The following is a 17,319-nucleotide window of genomic DNA, read 5'->3' as shown; positions in this document are numbered from 1 at the left end:
ATGTTTTGTATTTTTGCGCCTTTGCGTCTTTGCGTTGAACTCTCTCTCCGGCTCCCTGACAGGATTTCTGACCCGCGGCACCTGGCCAGGTCCGGGGGATCCGGCAGCAGCAGAAGAGGAGATGTCCCGTGCGCGACGGCTATCGCATCCTCGACGCGGATCGTCATGTGATCGAACCGCCCTCTCTGTGGAAGACCCACCTCGAGCCGGAGCTCCGCGCTCACGCCCCGTACCTCGCGTACGCCGGCGACGGCGAGCCCCTGGCCGACCGCGTGGCGCACCTCGGGCCGGAGGGGCTGCTCCGGCTCCCGCCGCAGCCGATGGTGGATGGCCGGCCGGTCCATCACCGGATGAGCGCGCGGACCTGGCGCGCGATCGCCGCCGCCGGCCGCCGGCGGCTCGGGGCGCTCGCGTCGCTCGGGCCGCTCGAGCAGCCGCGAGCGCAGCTCGACGACATGGATCGCGAGGGCATCGACGTGGCGTTCCTCTACCCGACGCTCGCGTTGGCGCTCCTCGGCATGACCCCGCTGGAGCCCGCCCTGGCGAGCGCGCTCGCCAGGGCGTACAATACCTGGTTACGGGGCTTCTGCGATCACGACCCCTCGCGACTCCGTGGCGTGGCCCTGATGAGCCCGCACGATCCGGCGCAGATGGTGCCCGAGCTCGCGCGCGTGGCCGCGCTCGGCTTCCGCGCCGTCGTGCTCCGGCCGAACCCCGTCGCGGGGCGGACGCTGGGCGATCCTGCTTATGAGGCGTTCTGGGCCGAGTGCGAGCGGCGCTCGATCGCTGTCGCCATCCACGAAGGCACGCACGCCTCCTTGCCGGCGGCCGGCGCCGATCGCTTCCGCAGCCGCTTCGCCCTGCACGCCTGCTCGCATCCGATGGAGCAGATGATGGCCTTGCTCGCGCTGATCGAGGGCGGCGTGCTCGAGCGCCACCCCGGCCTGCGGGTGGCCTTCCTCGAGGCCGGCTGCGGGTGGCTGCCCTACTGGCTCTGGCGCCTCGACGAGATCGAGTACCGGGGCCTGGCCGAGGAGGTCGCGCCGCACGTCCGCCGCGAGCCGTCCGCGTACTTCCGCCGCCAGTGTTTCATCGAGATCGAGCCGGACGAGCCGTGCCTGGAGCAGGCGATCCCATGGCTCGGCGAGGACAGGGCGATCTTCGGGACGGACTTCCCCCACATCGATCACGACGCAGGCATGGTGGAGCGGGCGCTCGCGCTCCACCGCAGGCTCCCCGGAGAGAGCCTCCGCAAGATCCTTTGGGACAACGCCGCCAGCTTCTACGGCATCGACGGATGACTCAGCAGATGACGCCGGACGACCCGGGGTCACTCGCGAGCTCGGCCAGCGCGACGGGCTGATCGTCCAGCTCCGGCGGCGGTGGAATATAGAGCGTGATGGCGCCCGCCGACGGGTCCCAGCCCCTGCGCTGCTCGCAGAAGCGCAGCGCGTCGCCGCCCGGCGAGCCTGGCTCCCGCGCCTCGCGGATGGTGAGCTCGATCCCCGGCGGCAGCCCATAGCCGCACCAGGCCATCAAGAAGCCCCGCGGGTCGCTCTTCAACCGATCGAGCTGCGTCGGATCTTCCCAGCAGAGCGCGACGGCGCGCAACCATGCTCCTTCCAGCTCCAAGAGTCCTTCCTCCATCGCGCCTCGCTCGCGCAGGGGGCGCGCCTCCTCGTTGAGCTGCGCGGGAGCGCCGTCGGTTTCCGCGATCCTGGACATGTACTTGGATGATTGATGGGAAAACATGGCCACCTCCAATCGCCGGTGCCGCAGGCCCTGGCATGGGATATGGAGCTCATTGAACCGGCGCCGCGCGCCGTCGAGCCCCTCGAGCATCCAATGCAAATCAACGCAAACGCGATGAAAGCGCCCGAGGTGGCGCCGAGGCAGATCAATCGGTCATCTCCTGGAGCAGCGCTCGCGCCTCGGCAAAATCGGGAAGATCGGTGCACTCCACAGGCCAGTCGGTGATCTCCCTGAGCAGGCGGCGCGCCTCGTCGCGCCGGCCCTGCTGCGCGAGCATCCGGCAGAGCGCCAGCGTCGAGCGCAGCTCGAACGTTCGCGCGCCCTGCTCGCGCGCGACAGCGATCGATCGCCGCAAGCACCGCTCGCTCTCCTGCTCCGCGTCGGCGCCGGAGGCGCGGAGAGACAGCGCCTTCAGGCGGTAGAGCTCCGGGAGGTAGTACACGTCCCCCGACTCCTCGGCGAGCAGAAGGCAGCTCGCGAGCTGCTCGATCGCGGCCTCGTGTCGTCCGCGCTTGGCCTCGAGCTCCGCCACGAGCGAGAGCCAGTACGGCAGGCCTGTCTTCTGGCCGGCGTCCCGGATCACCTCGACGTGCTGCCTCAGCTGCTCGAGATCGCCCTGCGCCCAGCAGCGCAGGGCCCAGCAGTGCACCTTGAACCAGAGCTGATGATGCTCTGTCAGCTGCAGTACGGAGTCGGTCACCGCGGCGACCTGCGCCCGTTCGCGGCCATAGTGATAGACGCCGGCCAGGTGGAGCAGCGCCATCCCGAGGCTGCTCAGGTGATCGAGCTCGCGCGCCCACGCCACCGCGGCCTGCCCGTGGGCGAGGGCCTGGGCTGGACAGCCCATCAGGTAGAGCACCACCGCGAGCGTGTACTGGCCCCAGACCTTGACATCGACGCCGTAGAAGAAGGCCTGCTCCCGATGTGCCTGAGGGTCGTAGAGCGCGATTCCGCTATCGAGTTGCTGGCGGGCCTCTGCGAGCTTTCCTTCGAAGAACGAGCACTGTCCCAGCAGCACCATCGACGAGACCAGCTGCGCGGTGTCCTGCGACCGCCTGGCCAGGTCGAGCCACCGCTCTGCGATCGCCCGCGCCTCAGGGCGATGGTTCCGCATGTGGTGGTACCAGAACATCGCCCACAGCGTCGGCGGGGTCATCGAGCTCTCCCCGAGCTCGTCGCTCAGCTCCTCACAGCGGTGGACCGCCGCCTCGAGCTCCTTCGGCATGTACCCGCGCCGGCCGATGAGCGCCAGGATCAGCAGGCTGTTCAGGCGCAGCTCCGCCAGCGCGCGCTCCCGCGCGTCCGCGATCGCCGACAGCCAGCCGAGCGCCTGCGTCACGTGGACGATCGCCTCGGTGTCGTCGGCGTTCGCGGGCCGCTTCAGCGCGCGCTCCGCCGCGATCTCCGCGTACGCGATCGCCCGCTCCAGCTGCTCGGCCGCCGCGTGGTGGTGCGCGAGCAGGTGGGGCCGCGCCGCGACGATCTCGGGGAACCGCGCCTCGAGCGTCCGGGCGATGATCGCGTGCACCTTCCGCCGGCTCCGCTTCGAGAGCGACTCGTAGGCCGCGTCCCGGATGAGCACGTGCTTGAACTGGTACGTCGGGTTGTTCAGCCGCCGCTTCCTGTGGATGAGATCCGCGGCCATCAGCCGCTCGAGGTCCTCCTGGACCTGCTCCCCGTCGAGCGCGGACACGGCGCAGAGCACGTCCTGGCAGAACTCCCGGCCGAGCGCCGCGGCGATGCGGGCCGTCTCCTTGGCCCTGCCGAGCCGGTCGAGGCGCGCCACCAGGAGGCCCCGCAGCGTCGTGGGGATCGCGAGCGCCGAGAGCGGCTCGGCGAGGCGGTAGTGGTCCCCCTCCTCCACGAGCGCCCCGGACTCGAGCACCATCCGCGTCAGCTCCTCGACGTAGAGCGGGACACCGTCGGTCCGGTCGACCACCTGCGCCAGCACGGGCCCAGGCAGGGCGCGGCCGCCGGCGAGGCGCGCCACCAGGTGCTCGACGTCCGACCGATCCAGGCGGCTCAGCTGGATCTGGAGCAGGCTCGACATCGACCAGGGCGGCGAGAACTCGGGCCGCGCGGTGAAGACCGCCATCAGCCGCGCCGAGGGCACGTCGGCGATCATCACGCCCAGCCACTCGAGGGTCGTCGGATCGGCCCACTGCAGGTCCTCGACCATGAACAGGACGGGCTGCTCCTCGGCCATGTCGAAGAGCATCGTCACGAGCACGTTGAGCGTCCGCTCCTTCTGCCGCGGCGGCGGGTCCAGCGGCGCGGCGTAGCGCTCGTCCAGGGGGATCGACAGCAGCGCCGCCAGCAGCGGCACCATCTCCGAAAGGTCGAAGCCGCGGCGCGAGAGGAGCGCTTCGAGCCGGGCGAGCCGGCGCCCCGGCGCGTCGTCCCGGCCCGTCTCGATCAACCGCTCCAGGAGCTCGATCAATGGATAGAGCGCGCTGCTCCGCTGATCGGGCACGCAGCGGCACTCCAGGCAGCTGTGCCGCTCGCCGCGGAGCCGCCGGACGAGCTCCCCGGTGAGGCGCGACTTGCCGATCCCGGGGCCGCCGGTGACGAGGATGCTCTGCCCGGTGCCCTGCCGGACCTGGCCCCAGCGCTGGAGCAAGAGCTCGAGCTCCTGGCTCCGGCCGATCAGCGGCTCGGTGTCGCGGCCGGCGATGTCCTGGTCCTGGGCCGGGGGAGGGATCTCCTGCCCCATGCGGTAGATCGCGAGCGGGCGCGCGACGGACGAGAGATCGGGCGGCGTCATCGGCTCGAGCGCGAACCGGCTCCGGAGGAGCCTGAAGGCCTCGCCGCTGACCACGACCGTGCCCGGCGCCGCGACCGCGCTCAGCCGGGCCGCGATCTGCGGTGTCGTCCCGAGGTGCTGCGTGTACCGATGGATCTGGCCGGCGACCACGAGGCCGGTGTGGAGCCCGATCCGGACCTCGAGCGCCACGCCCCGCGCCGCCGTGAGCCGCGCGCTGCGCGCCTCCACGTCCGCCACGACCTCCAGCGCCGCGCGGGCGGCGCGCCGGGCGTCGTCCTCCTGCGCGGAGGGATAGCCGAAGTGCAGCAGGACCTGATCCCCCAGCGCGCCGGCGAAGCGCCCCCGGTGGCGGCGGGCGATCTCGGCGCAGGCGTCCTGTTGCTCGTCGAGCAGGTCGTCGATCTCCTCGACGTCGGTGGTCTTCAGCCCCGGGCCCGAGGCCGTGAAGGTGCAGCAGACGACGGTGAGGGGCCGCCGCTCGCCGTCGGGTCGCTCCAGCGCCTGTGCCTCTGGCCCCGGCGGGGCCGGCGCGTCCACGCGCCGGGGCGTGGCCGGAGACGGCATCGTCTCGGCCGCCGCGTGGTCGCTCGGCAGCGCCCGGGGCTCCCGCGAGGGCGCGTCGAGCGGCGCCGTCTCGCTCGCGACGCGGCGCCACGGGCTCGCGTCCGCCGCGCCTCGGGTCGGGGCCGGCGGCGAGCGCGGCGCTCGCGCGGGCTCGACGAGGTCCTCGCGGCTCAGCGCGTCCACGTCGCAGGCCTCGAGCTCGCGCAGCAGGCTCGAGGCCGTGACGACGCGCGCGGCCATGTCCTTGAGGGTCGCGCGCCGGAGGAGGGCGCCGAGCGGGTGCCCGAGGAGCGCCGGGGGGATCGGGATCGGCTCGGGGCTGGCCTGCCGGAAGAGCACCTCTTGCAGCGACCTGCCGGTGATCGACGGCCTGCCGGTGAGGCACTCGAGGAAGACGAGCCCCCAGGCGTACAGGTCCGAACGCACGCTCACCGGCTGTCCGAGGAGCTGCTCCGGCGCCGCGTAGGCGGGCGTGCAGAGGATCTCGTTGCTCGGGGTGAGCTTCGGATCCACGCCCTCCATGGCCCCGGCGATGACCGCGCCGATGCCGAAGTCGAGCACCAGCGCGTTTCGCCGCGCCCCGGTCGAGACGATCATGATGTTGCTGGGCTTGAGGTCGCGGTGGACGACGTTCTGCCCGTGGGCGCAGCCGAGGGCGTCGAGGACCTGGAGCATCAGGTACCGCGCCTCGCGCGGATCGAGGGCGATCTCTTCGGCCAGCACCTCCGCCAGGTTCTGGCCGGGCACGAACTCGAAGATGGTGTAGAGGGTGCCGTCGTCCGTCTGTCCGGCGTCGATGAGCCGGACGATGTTGGGGTGGTGGAGCTGCGCGCAGAACCGCGCCTCCTGGTGGAAGCGGGCGCAGCGCCGCGCGACGTCGGCGGACTTGCTGCCCCGGATCGGGTGCATGACCTTGATGGCCACCGTCTGTCCGGTGGCGAGCTGGCGCCCCTTGTAGACGTCGGCGAAGCCGCTCTCGCGCAGCGCGGAGACGATCTCGTAGCGCTCCTGGAAGACGGCGCCCATGGCGATGGCGCTGCGGCTCATCCCATCTCCCTCCGCCGGGCGGCCCGGCGCGACCGGGGGAGCGGGCATGAGCCGGGGAGGGCGGCGCGCTGCGCCGGCCGGCCCGCCTCATCGATGAGGCGTCTGGACAGAGCGGCTGTCGATCTCGTCAGCACAGCTTGTCCACGGCCGACCTCGCTGCTCACGTTGGTTCATATAGGGTGGTACTCCGTCGACGTCCGTCGATGCCGATCGGGTTCCGGCGCCTTCCGCGAAGAAACCCAGGCAGACGCTCGCGCCCGGTCGGCTCCGTGGGGATCGGCTTCGGGGAGGCGGGCCGACGTGCGCGGGCGCGCCTCTCGCGGGGCGGCGGCCGAGCTCCGCCTGTCTGTTTGTTTTGGCTACAATCTTTCATCCTGGCTGCTGCCATGGCGACCGGGCGAGTCGCGGCGAACAGCAGCGAATTGACCTCTGGCACGGCCGGTGAGAGGGCGGATACGCGGACTTCGTCGGCGCTCGACGCGCGAGGGGAGCCGCGAGCTTTCCTCGGACGGTGAGAGACGATTCAATGCTTTTCAATCCTTTGTGGAAGGAGCACGAAACATGCTGAGGCAACTGGCGACCCACATCGTTTTGCTCGCGCTGGCGGCGGCTGGTCCGGTCGCGTGCGGGGGCTCGGGTGACAGCCCCGCGGACGCCGGCAGCGTCGCCAGCGGGAGCGGCGGCGCTGCCGCTTCCGGCGGACAGACCTCGGGAAGCGGCGCGACCGGCGGAGACGGCGGAACGGGCGGCGGCGTCGCGGGGAGCGGCGGCGCGGGCGCGGGTGAAGCGGGCACGGGCGGCGCGGGCGCGGGCGAAGTGGGCACGGGCGGCGCGGGCGCAAGTGAAGCGGGCACGGGCGGCGCGGGCGCAAGTGAAGCGGGCACGGGCGGCGCAGGCACCGGCGGCACGGGCGACGGCGGCGCGGGCGGCGCGGGCGCTGGCTGCCCGGGGACGGGGGGAATCACCTACACGCTCGCGAAGGTCGCCTCGCCGACGGCGGAGCAGCAGTCTGCGTACGACAAGATCACGAGCGCGATGGACGGGGCGCTGTCGTACTACAACTGTCACACGAGCATCGAGAAGCGCCTGTCGGTGTCCTACGTGCCGTCGGTCGCGACGGCCGACGGCAACGTCAATGGGTCCATCCGGTTCGGCGCGACGAGCTCCATGAACTACATCACCGCCATGCACGAGATCGGTCACACCGTGGGGGTCGGCAGCCGCGAGTTCGGCGCGCTGGTGGTGGACGGCGTCTTCACGGGCGAGGCGGCGACGCGCCAGCTCAGGGCCATCACGGGCAACGAGAGCGACGTCGTGCACGCGGACACGCAGCACTTCTGGCCGTACGGTCTCAACTACACGACCGAGGTCAAGACGACGGACGATCTCGTGAACCACTGCAAGATCGTTGTCGCCATCCGCGAGGACATCGGGTTCTGACGGAACGATTCCGCGGGGGCGAACCGTCGCGATCCGTCGGATCGCAAAATCTCTCGCACCTGACGCATGAAGAGCGCGCCCCCGGCGCAATCGCGGGCGGGTCAGTACGTGAGCGAGGGCGTCGTGCAGCCCAGGCCGAAGGCGCCGATGGCTCCTCCCTCGACGACGGTCTGAACGAGGTTCGCGACCTGGTCTGCACCGCAGAAGGTGTCCGGGAACTCGCTGCCGCCGTCGCCGCCCACGCCGTCCGGCCACGTGACGGGGCCGAGCTCGACGCGGAGATCGCCGGGAGGTCCCGTCACGAGGAGCGGCGCACAAGCGATGAAGAGGAGATCGAGGTACCTGCCAGACCAACCGCTGAAGCCCACCACCACCTCGTTCTCCGGGCACACCATCTCCCAGGACTCGGTGCCCTCGCTGCCCTGGAAAGGGGTCACGTCGCCGGGCATCATGGTGATGGTGTACGGGCCGTCTCCCGTGAGCTCCAGGTGGCCGCACTGCGCCTGGATCTTGGCATGGATGAGCGACTCCCCCAGCGGTCCCAGGGACCCTCGAAACCCGAGGAGCACCTGGCTCTCCGGGCACCGGTCCCTGGCAGGGGTGGCCGTACCGGGGCTGCCGCGCAGCTCGGTATAGGTCTGCTCCACGACGTCGACGCCTGTCGGCGCCGGGCACGGCTCCCCGTCGCACTCGCCGCCGCCGCCCGCGCCGCCCGCCTCACCGCCGCCGCCCGCCTCACCGCCGCCGCCGCCCGCGCCGCCCACCTCACCGCCGCCGCCCGCCTCACCGCCGTCGCCGCCCGGCCCACCACCCCCATCGCCAGGCGGAGCGCCGCCTCCTCCGCTCGCGCCCACGCCGTCGAAGGTCAGGCTGCCGATACCCGAGATCGCATTGCATCCGGCGAGGACAAGACCGGAGATCAGCGCGGAGAGGCCGAGCAGATGGCGCGTCACCGAGATCAAGTACTCGATCCGCGGCCGGACCGGTAGCTGGTCGCCCGAATGCCGCTTCGTCCTCGATCGCGGTGGGCTCGGCCGCGACATCAACGCCTGTCGAGCCCCGATGGTCGCCCCATGTGCGCGCGCCGGCTCGCACGTTCGAGAATGACGACCGATGGAGCGCTGAATGGCAACGGATCCGAATAAGGTTCGGTTCGATGAACCGACAGGTCTTCGGGGCCACCCGCTTCAACGCGCCCGGCAGCTTCACTGGTCTCGATTTTTCTCCGGACTCCAGAACGCTCGTGGCTCTCGTGACCGGCGAGAAGCGCACCAAGGTGCATCGCTTCGCCGTCGACGACGGTCGTGCCCTCGACGAGCAGACAGTGACCGGTCGCTTCACTGGCGTCTTCGCGTTGCCTGACGGCGACCTTCTCCTGTGGGCGCGTGGATCCATCGCGCGCCTCGGCGAGGACGGCGAGCTCTCGTGGAAGCTCGGAGAGAAGGCGACGAGGAAGTTCGCCTTCGCGACCGTGAGCGCCGACGGTGCGATCGTCGCGACCTACGGCGGAGACTCCGTCGCCAACGTCTTCGACGCGCGTACCGGCAAACGACTTCACGACCTGAGCGAGCCCGCAGGCGAGATCTTCGCGTTCGCCTTCTCACCCGACGGAGCGACGTTCGCGACCGGCGGACAGAAGGGCATCGTCCGCGTCTTCGATCGCAAGTCGAAGAAGGAGCTCGCCCAACGAAAGAGCTCCAAGATCCTCGTACTCGCGTTCTCACCCGAGGGCAGCGTGCTCGCCGGCGGCCACGGACAAGGCGACGTCCACCTCTGGGACGGCGCATCGCTCGAGCCCGTGCGACTCCTGGGCTCCCATCGCTTCCAGGAAGATGATGGCTCGGGCGAGCAGGACGGGGGGCCGGCCGGCTGTCGCTGGCTCGCGTTCCTGGCCGACGGCAAGACGGTGGTCTCGCAAGGCAACGATCGCTACTTTCGCTGGTGGAAACGCAGCGGCGCGGAGATCCGTCGCGTCCGCACGCCTCGCCACCACGCGTACGGCCAGGGCCCCGCGATGGCGCTCTCGCGCGACGGGAAGTGGCTCGCCGCAGGCTCGACGGCGTCTGGCATCGGCATCTGGACCTCGGACGGTGAGCCGGCTTCGAGCGAGCTCGGGATCGACGCGCCACACGCGATCGCGCTGAGCCGCGAGCGCGTCGTCGTCGCCGGCTCGTCGGGGATCTGGTCTTGGCGAAGGGCCGACGGCACAGTCAGCGAGCGGCGCGCGAGGGGCCCCGCGGCGCTCGCGAACCTCCCGCAGGGAGAGCTGCTCCTCGTCGAGCCCGAAAGCGCCGTCGTGGTGCGCGAGATCACCGACGAGGGCGAGGTGATCTTCGCGAACGACGCGAACTCTCCCCAGGGCGTTGTGGCGGTCTCGCGCGACGGAAAGACGGTGATGCTCCCCGTCGCGTCGAACGTCGAGCTCTGGGACCGCGCGCGCGGCGTCCGCACCGCGGCGCTCTCGCACGACGCCAAGGTGTCGGCCTGCACGTTCGGGTCCGACGACACCTGGGCCGTTTCGGTGTCCGACGCGGTCCGGATCTGGCGGCTCGACGATCCGGAGACACCCGTCCATACGATCGAACTGGAGAGCGGTGCGCCCGAGCACTGCGGCGGCGTCGCCGTCTCGCGCGTCGGATGGATCGCCGTCAGCGTCGATCGGGACATCAGCAATCATTCGTCGGACAGCGCGCTCGTCTTCATCGATCCGCGTTCGGGTGAGGTGACAGCTACCCTCGCCCATCCAGACAAGCGCCTCGGGCAGGTCGCGTTCATCGACGATGCCCGCGCGGTCGTCGTCGACTCCGCGGGCCGTACGAGGACGGCCGACGCCGAGGAGGGCAAATGGCTCGACGAGCCCGAGGCTCCGGAGGACATCGAGTTCCACGGCTTCGAGATCCTCCCGCTCACCGCCTCCGAGGACGGGACCGAGATCGCGTACATCGACGGGCACGGCAACCTCGCCATCCGCGCGATCGAAGGCACGAAGAAGCGTGTCACTCCCTTCGAGCTCGGCTTCGCCCCGCTGGCGGAGAAGGAGCCGCAGGGCATGTTCGAGGAGCGCCTCGCCGGGACATGCATTCTCTACGCAGGCAAATTCCAGAGCTCGGCGATGGATGTGCGCACGTCGCGCGAGTTCCGCGAAGACATGCTGATCGAGCTCGGCGGCACGGTCGCGAAGAAGGCGAAGGACGCGACGCACTTCGTCGGCGCGCGTATTCCGTACGTGAAGCACGTCCCGTCGAAGGCGGAGACCGAGATCGACGCGCGCATCGCCAAGGGCGACAAGGTCATCAAGCTGAGCGAGAAGAAGCTCATCGAGATGCTGCTTCCGACGTTCGAAGAGTCGCGCGCGATGCTGCGAGGTGAGGTCAAGGACGGCATCGAGCGTTGGAACCGCTGGCGGTCACGCTGGCGCACGTCGAGCGGCGGGTTCGTGCAGCTCTCGGGCATCGATCTCACGGGAGCCGACCTGCGAAAGGCACACCTCATGGTGATCCCGTTCGAAGAGGCGAAGCTCTCGAGCGCGCGCCTCGAGGGGGTCGATCTCTACGACTGCGTCTTTCGCCGCGCCGACCTCCGCGGCGCGGATCTTGAGGGCGCTCGCTGCGGCCGCGTCGTCTTCTCGAACGCCGACCTCCGCGAGGCGAAGTTGGCCGGCGCCGGGTTCACCGGCGCCGAGTTCGACGGCGCCGACCTCCGCGGCGCCGACCTCCGCGACGCGGACCTGCAGTACGCGAAGCTCGCTGGCGCCAAGCTCGACGGCGCCAAGCTCGACGGCGCCAAGCTCCCGCGCGCCGGCGCGGATCACTCGAGGTACGCGGCCAGGCCGAGCTTCTGATCGCGGACGGCGCCGGCCATGACCTTCGCGATCTGCTCCGCGCCGGAGCGCGAGAAGTGCGTGTGATCATCGCAGAAGAACTCGCCGACGGGGCCGCTTGTCGTCGCGCTCACGTCGCCCCCGGGGACCGGGCAGAAGCCCAGGGTGTTGTAGAGCGCGATGCTGAGCTCGTGCAGGTCGATGACCGGCACGCCGTACTCCTTGCCCGCCTCGTGGGTCGCGGTCACGTAGCCGCCGCGCGTCCCCCGGGCCGTGCTCCCGTTGCAGGAGATCGCGCTCACGGGGGTCACGAACACGGGCTGGGCGCCTCGCTCCTCGGCGGCGCGGGCCATCATCCCGTAGCTCGACTTGAAGGCGTCGAGCCCCACGTGCCGATCGCACGTGCGCGAGCCGTCGTTGATGCCGAACTGGATGAACAGATAATCGCCCCGCTTCACGCCGTCGAGCATCTGGACCCACCTGGCCTGCAGCACGGGCTCGCCGCTCGAGTCGCGCGCGAGCTCGCACTCCCCCGAGCTATCCATGGTGGTCTGCACGTTGTAGAGCCACGTGCGCACGCTGCGGCCGCCGACGGCGCTGTTCACCACGGTGACCCGATCGTCGAAGAGCGCCGCGAACTGGCCGCCCCAGCCCGCCGGGCAGGGGGTCTGCCCGTTGGCGACCGTGGAGTCCCCCGCGATCCAGATCGTGATGTCCGGCAGCGGCCCCGCGCCGCCCGCGCCGCCGTCGCCCGCGCCGCCGCTGCCGCTCGGCCCACCTGAAGATCCCGCCGAGCCTCCCGAGCCGGCGGGCGCGTCGCCCCCGGCCCCCGCGCCGCCCGTGGAGCCGGCCGAGATCGCGGTGCTGCCCGCGCTCGCGCTCGCGCTCGAGCTGCTCCCTTCCGGCTGGGAGCTCCCGCCCGCGCCGCCCGTCCCCCCGCCTCCGCCGGCGCCGCCCGCGGCCGTCTCCGGATCGGGGGAGCAGGCGGCGGTGAGCAGCGCGAGGCAGGACACCCGGGCAAGCATCCGGCCGCGCGCGGCCGATCGAACGTTCCAGTCCATGAACATGCCTTTCCTCCAGTCACGACACGAGCATCAGCGCCATCCACGCCGGATGGCGCTGGCCCTTCGCCTCCCGGTCCCGCAGGCCGCCAGGGCACGCTCGGTCGAGGTGCCGGGCCGGCACCTCGACCGAGCGCGCACCGCTGCGGGCGCGGGGCGCGCCGCGAGCGGCAAGGCAACGCCGGCGAGGCGAGCGGCGGGGGGGACGGGGGGCGAGCACGGCTCGCGTCACTGTGTCGGGAACGGCTCCCAACCAATCACGGACAGGAGTTTTTTTTTCGGATCTGCGTGCCGGGGTGCGCTCCGGAGCACACCCATCGCAAATCTGAAGCAGTGACAGAATCGAGGCCGACGCGAGCGCCAGCGCGAGCGCGCCCGCCTGTCCACCCGCCGCACCGACGCCGCGCCCGTGGAGAGGAGACCCGCGGCGGTTCGTTCACGACACACGGCGATGTCCGACGACGGATTGGCCAGTTGACTGTGCAACCAGGGCAATCACGGTGATGCAGGGCAGGGCAGCGCAGCGCAAGGAGCATGAGGGCGGAAGGTGGACGGAAATCCGTTGAACGGAGATGTGCTGTGAAGGGCATTATTATGCCGTTGACTGACACAAACTTTGTCACGTATGTTTATCAAGGGTGACGCTGGTTGAGGGGTGGCGTCGCACCAGACCTGTAGACGTGTTGTAGACGTGACCGATGACGCGGATCGTCCAGGCGCGCTCTTGTGCGCCCGCGACGCAGCGGTGCGAGGCTCGGGCGCGCGATGGCCCCAGGGAGACGGCGCTTGTGTCAGTGTTTTTAAGAACTCATTCCAAGCTCTCCCACGGTCGAGGCGACGGCGTCGGCGCGATGGTGCAGAGAAGGGTTCGAGTGCTCCTCGCTGGCGGCGACGGGCGAGCCGCGCTGCGCGCGAGGGCCGAGGAGCGAGGATCGGCATGAACAGCTGGGATCCCCTGGGTGCGGCGGAGCAGGCCGCGGTCGCGGACGAGATCCTGTCCGTGCTGCGTCACGACCTGCGCAACCGCTTTGCGATCGTCCGGAATGCGTCGTTCTACATCAAGCGGAAGGTCGCGCGTGACGCGGCCTACACGGCGGATCCGAGGATCGAGGAGTTCTTCGGGATCATCGACGAGGAGGTGATCGCGGCGAGCGCGCGGCTCGAGGAGTCGGTCGACGCCGCACGGCTCTTCACCCGCAGGAGCGTGTGCGTGAGCGCGGCGGGCTGCGTGCGCCGCGCGGCGGCGTGCGCGCGCATCGGCGCGTCCGGGGCCCGCATCGTCCTCTCGGCTCAGGACGGCGACGTCGAGGCGGACCCGATCGAGCTCGCCGTCGCGGTGCGGTGCCTGATCGAGAACGCCGTGGAGTCGACGCCGGGGGACGGCGTGGTCACGGTTCGGGGCACCTCGAGCGCCGCGCGGTACTGCATCGAGGTCACGGACGCGGCGGCTGTCCCCTGCGAGGCGGACAGCGAGTCGATCCTGCGGCCGTTCTACACGACCAAGCCGGGTCACTCCGGCCTGGGGCTGAACATCGCGAGGCGGGTCGCCCGTCGCTACAGCGGGTCGCTCGCCGTCGAGCCTCGGGCGCACGGCTCGTCGGTCGTCATCGCGCTGCCGCTCGCCGCCGCGCCGGTGCTCCGCGACGCCGGATCGGAGCCGGCGCCGTGAGCGTGGGCGGTCCGCCCGCAGGGCGCGCGCCGGCGGCCCGGGAGCCGGCCGCCGTGCCCTCCGCGCGGCGGGCGCGCCCCCGCGCCTCGCTGGTCTCGCTCCTGGTCGCGTCGACGGCGGCCGCGCCCGCGGAGCTGGAGCGGACGGAGGCAGAAGACGAGGCGGCGCGGCCGCCGATCGAGGAGCTGTTCCTTGGCGAGACGGCCTTTCCGCAGGAGGCGCTCGAGCTGCAGATCACGAGCGCGCCGAGGTGGGAACGCGACGGGCGCCAGGTCGGCTTCCGCATCCCGCTGCTGCTGGAGCTCGGGATCACCGATCGTCTGCAGCTCGGGGGAGAGCTCCCCCTGGAGCTCGCGCGCCAGGACAGCGGCGTCGTGGCCGGGCTCGGCTCTGTCGAGCTGGAGGCCCTGTACAACCTCGTCAACGAGCGGGGGCTCGGGCTCGCGCTGTCCGCGGGGCTCGGGGCCGCGCTCCCCGCCGGCGCGCGCGAGCTCGGCGCGCCGGGTTACGCGCTGGAGCCGTTCGTGAGCCTCGACAAGGCGATCGGGCGCGTGCACGTGGGCATCTCCGCGTCGGCCGAGATCCGGCTCCCGGCCGCCGGGAGCGACGCCACGGAGCTCAGCCCCGGCGCCTCGCTGGGCTTGATCCTGCCGCTCGGCGACGTGGTGCCGACCATCGAGCTCGCCGCCGAGATCGAAGACACGACGTCGCTGCTCCTCGCGCCCGGCGTGCTCTGGCACCCGGCGCCCGGCCTGGAGCTCGGCGCCGCGCTCGAGCTCGGCCTCGCGGGGGAGACGCCCGACGCCGGGCTCATGCTCCTCGTCACGAGGGAGATCGAGCTCGCGGGCGACGGCGACGATCACGTGAAGCACGCAAGCAGGAGCCGCTCCCCATGAGCATTCGAGCCACACTGGCCGCCATCTTCGGCGTCGCGCTGGCGGCGGTCCTCGTCGCCGGCGGCGCCTTCTACTTCGCCATCGCGGAGATGCTCGTCTTTCAGCGGCGCGCCGAGGCTTCCTACGACGACCTGAAGCTGCACGTCACCCTCGCCAGCAACGCCAGCCGCTACATGAACGAGGCGGTCAAGTCGGTGCTCCACGGCAGCCTCAGCGAGGAGCTCACGAGCGCGGCCGAGGCCACGGCGCGCGATCTCGACGCCATCGAGGCGCGCAAGAGGGCGATGATCGCCGACGAGGAGATCAGGGAGAGCGACGAGGAATCGACGGAGGAGCTCGATCACATCGGCTTCATGCGAGCGAGCTTTGCGCGGATCGTCGAAGGCGTGGCGGCCGCGACCCATGTCGAGCGCGAGCGCACGAACGAGCGGCACGAGATGCTCGTGCAGCTCGCCGACCGCGAGTACAAGTCGGAGTTCCTCCCGCACATCAGCGCGGCCGTGCACGACGCGGAGCGCGACGTGGCCAGGATCCTCGACGACGAGCGCCACCTCCGGGCGCGGGTGGCGTTGCTCGGCGCGGCGGCGACCGGCGGCGCGCTGCTCGTCCTCGTCGTGCTGCTCGGGCGGCTCCTCCGCTCGGTGGACCGCGGCTTCAACTCGCTGCTGGACGGCTCCCGGCGGATCGCCCAGGGGGATCTCGGGCTGCGCCTCTCGGTGCTCGATGAGCACGAGTTCGGTCGCATGAGCGCGGCGTTCAACGAGATGGCCTCCAGCCTCCGCGACGCCCAGGAGGCCAGGATGCGCATGGAGAAGCTCGCCGCGGTGGGGCAGCTCGCGGCGAGCGTCGGGCACGACCTGAGGAACCCGCTGGGCGCCGTCCGGAACGCGAACCATTACCTCAAGAAGCGCCTGTCCGGGACCGAGCTCGGCGCGGAGCCCCGCGTGGCGCAGTTCCTCTCGATCATCGAGAAAGAGCTCGCGGCGTGCGCCAAGATCATCGGCAACCTGCTCGACTTCGCGCGCGAGCGGCGGCCGCGCTTCGCGGCGTGCGCGCTGAGGCCCCTCGTGGACGACGCCATCTCGGTCGTCGAGATCCCGCCGCGCGTGCGCGTCGACAACGACGTACCGGACACGCTCCCTGTCGTGGAGATCGACAAGGACCAGTTCCGGCAGGTGCTCGTGAACCTGATCCAGAACGCGGCCGAGGCGATCCCGGCCGAGCGCGAGGGGCGCGTACGCGTCGCGGCGGAGCGAACGGGCGACGGGGTGACGCTCTCGGTCATCGACGATGGGACGGGCATCTCGGAGGAGACGCTCGCGCGGATCTTCGAGCCGCTGTTCAGCACCAAGCTGAAGGGGACGGGCCTCGGCCTGGCGATCAGCGCCGGGATCGTGGAGCGGCACGGCGGCACGATCGAGGCGACGAGCGCGCTCGGCAACGGCACGACCTTCGTCGTGCGGCTGCCGGTGCGCGAGGAGCCGGAGGCCGCGGAGCCAGCACTGACGCCGACCGGAACTCAGGGCGTATGACGGGGGGGCAAGCCATGCAGGTGCAGGAGCCCGCGCAGCGGGGCAAGCGGGTGCTCGTGATCGACGACGAGGAGGGCATGCGCATCACGCTCGCCGCCAGCCTCGAGCTCGAGGGCTACGAGGTGGTGGAGGCGAGGGACGGCATCCACGCGCTCGAGCTCGTCCGGCAGCAGGCGTTCACGCTGGTCATCAGCGACATCCGCATGCCCGGGCTCAACGGCGTCGAGACGTTCCGGGAGCTCAAGAGGATCCAGCCCGAGCTCACCGTCGTGCTGATGACCGCGTTCGCGCTCGAGAGGCTCATCGAGGAGGCGATCGCCGAGGGGGTGTACACGGTGATCCACAAGCCGTTCTCGATGGACCACCTCGCGCGCATCGTCGCTCGCGCTGTGGACTCGCCGGCCGTCCTCGTGGTGGACGACATCCCGAAGGTCGCCGACTCGATCGTGGCGGTGCTCCGGGCCGCGGGGCTGTCGGCCCTCGCCGTCCACGATGGGCGGGCCGCCGTCCAGTACGTCGTCGAGCGAGGCATCGACGTCTGCGTGCTCGATCTCGTCATGCCCGATCAGGACGGCGTGACGACGTGCGCGCAGATGCGGGGGCTGAAGAAGCGCGTCACGGTGATCGCCATGACCGGCCACGCGGTCCCGGAGATGGTCAGCGCGATCATGAGCAAGGGCGGGTACGCGTGCCTGCACAAGCCGTTCGACGCGCGCGAGCTCATCCACACGATCGCCCGCGCGCGCGGGGACGCGGCGCAGGGATGACGGCGAC

The 17,319-nt window shown here is 71.1% G+C and carries 11 protein-coding genes; 7 read left to right on the top strand and 4 right to left on the bottom strand.

Going from position 1 to position 17,319, the window contains the following annotated elements; translation table 11 throughout:
• Window positions 1-128 precede the first annotated feature (128 nt).
• Window positions 129-1,301 carry an amidohydrolase family protein gene (locus WME82_RS28315; RefSeq protein WP_438037839.1) on the top strand — a complete coding sequence of 391 codons (1,173 nt, stop codon included), beginning with the start codon at window positions 129-131 and terminating at the stop codon, window positions 1,299-1,301.
• 1 nt (window position 1,302) lies between these two features.
• On the opposite strand, the gene WME82_RS28310 is transcribed toward WME82_RS28315, so the two are convergent.
• Window positions 1,303-1,752 (bottom strand): BMA_0021/BMA_0022 family TOMM bacteriocin, encoded by a 450-nt coding sequence (locus tag WME82_RS28310; protein ID WP_438037838.1) that lies wholly within the window; start codon window positions 1,750-1,752, stop codon window positions 1,303-1,305.
• A gap of 145 nt (window positions 1,753-1,897) precedes the next feature.
• Entirely contained in the window at window positions 1,898-6,127 is a 4,230-nt protein-coding gene (locus WME82_RS28305; protein ID WP_438037837.1) for a TOMM system kinase/cyclase fusion protein, read from the bottom strand.
• A gap of 561 nt (window positions 6,128-6,688) precedes the next feature.
• On the opposite strand from WME82_RS28305, the gene WME82_RS28300 reads away from it, so the two are divergent.
• Window positions 6,689-7,567 (top strand): hypothetical protein, encoded by an 879-nt coding sequence (locus WME82_RS28300; RefSeq protein WP_438037836.1) that lies wholly within the window; start codon window positions 6,689-6,691, stop codon window positions 7,565-7,567.
• A 101-nt stretch (window positions 7,568-7,668) separates the two neighbouring features.
• Here the strand turns inward: WME82_RS28300 and WME82_RS28295 are convergent, their stop codons facing one another.
• Complete coding sequence (locus WME82_RS28295; protein WP_438037835.1) at window positions 7,669-8,529, bottom strand: hypothetical protein; 861 nt, start codon at window positions 8,527-8,529, stop codon at window positions 7,669-7,671.
• Window positions 8,530-8,642: 113 nt separating this feature from the next.
• Here WME82_RS28295 and WME82_RS28290 point away from each other — a divergent pair, with 113 nt between their 5' ends.
• On the top strand, window positions 8,643-11,408 hold the full coding sequence (locus tag WME82_RS28290) for a pentapeptide repeat-containing protein (RefSeq protein ID WP_438037834.1): 2,766 nt from the start codon (window positions 8,643-8,645) through the stop codon (window positions 11,406-11,408).
• Here the strand turns inward: WME82_RS28290 and WME82_RS28285 are convergent.
• Window positions 11,375-12,448, bottom strand: a complete 1,074-nt coding sequence (locus tag WME82_RS28285) for a GDSL-type esterase/lipase family protein (protein WP_438037833.1) — start codon at window positions 12,446-12,448, stop codon at window positions 11,375-11,377. The genes WME82_RS28290 and WME82_RS28285 overlap by 34 nt on opposite strands.
• A 937-nt stretch (window positions 12,449-13,385) precedes the next feature.
• On the opposite strand from WME82_RS28285, the gene WME82_RS28280 reads away from it, so the two are divergent.
• The 4 genes from WME82_RS28280 to WME82_RS28265 are packed head-to-tail and all read left to right on the top strand — an operon-like array spanning window position 13,386 to window position 17,312.
• Complete coding sequence (locus WME82_RS28280; protein ID WP_438037832.1) at window positions 13,386-14,117, top strand: sensor histidine kinase; 732 nt, start codon at window positions 13,386-13,388, stop codon at window positions 14,115-14,117.
• Window positions 14,114-15,013: a hypothetical protein gene (locus WME82_RS28275; RefSeq protein WP_438037831.1), complete on the top strand. Its 900-nt coding sequence runs from the start codon at window positions 14,114-14,116 to the stop codon at window positions 15,011-15,013. Before WME82_RS28280 ends, WME82_RS28275 begins: the two co-directional genes overlap by 4 nt.
• Window positions 15,010-16,545, top strand: coding sequence for a sensor histidine kinase (locus WME82_RS28270; protein ID WP_438037830.1), 1,536 nt, complete (start codon window positions 15,010-15,012; stop codon window positions 16,543-16,545). Before WME82_RS28275 ends, WME82_RS28270 begins: the two co-directional genes overlap by 4 nt.
• 14 nt (window positions 16,546-16,559) lie before the next feature.
• Window positions 16,560-17,312 carry a response regulator gene (locus WME82_RS28265; RefSeq protein WP_438037829.1) on the top strand — a complete coding sequence of 251 codons (753 nt, stop codon included), beginning with the start codon at window positions 16,560-16,562 and terminating at the stop codon, window positions 17,310-17,312.
• Window positions 17,313-17,319: the final 7 nt, after the last annotated feature.

The sequence above is a fragment of the Sorangium sp. So ce128 genome, from assembly GCF_051525245.1.
GTDB classification, from domain to species: domain Bacteria; phylum Myxococcota_A; class Polyangia; order Polyangiales; family Polyangiaceae; genus Sorangium; species Sorangium cellulosum_B.
Note: the sequence above shows the minus strand (reverse complement) of the source record. Positions and strands in the feature narration are given on the sequence as shown.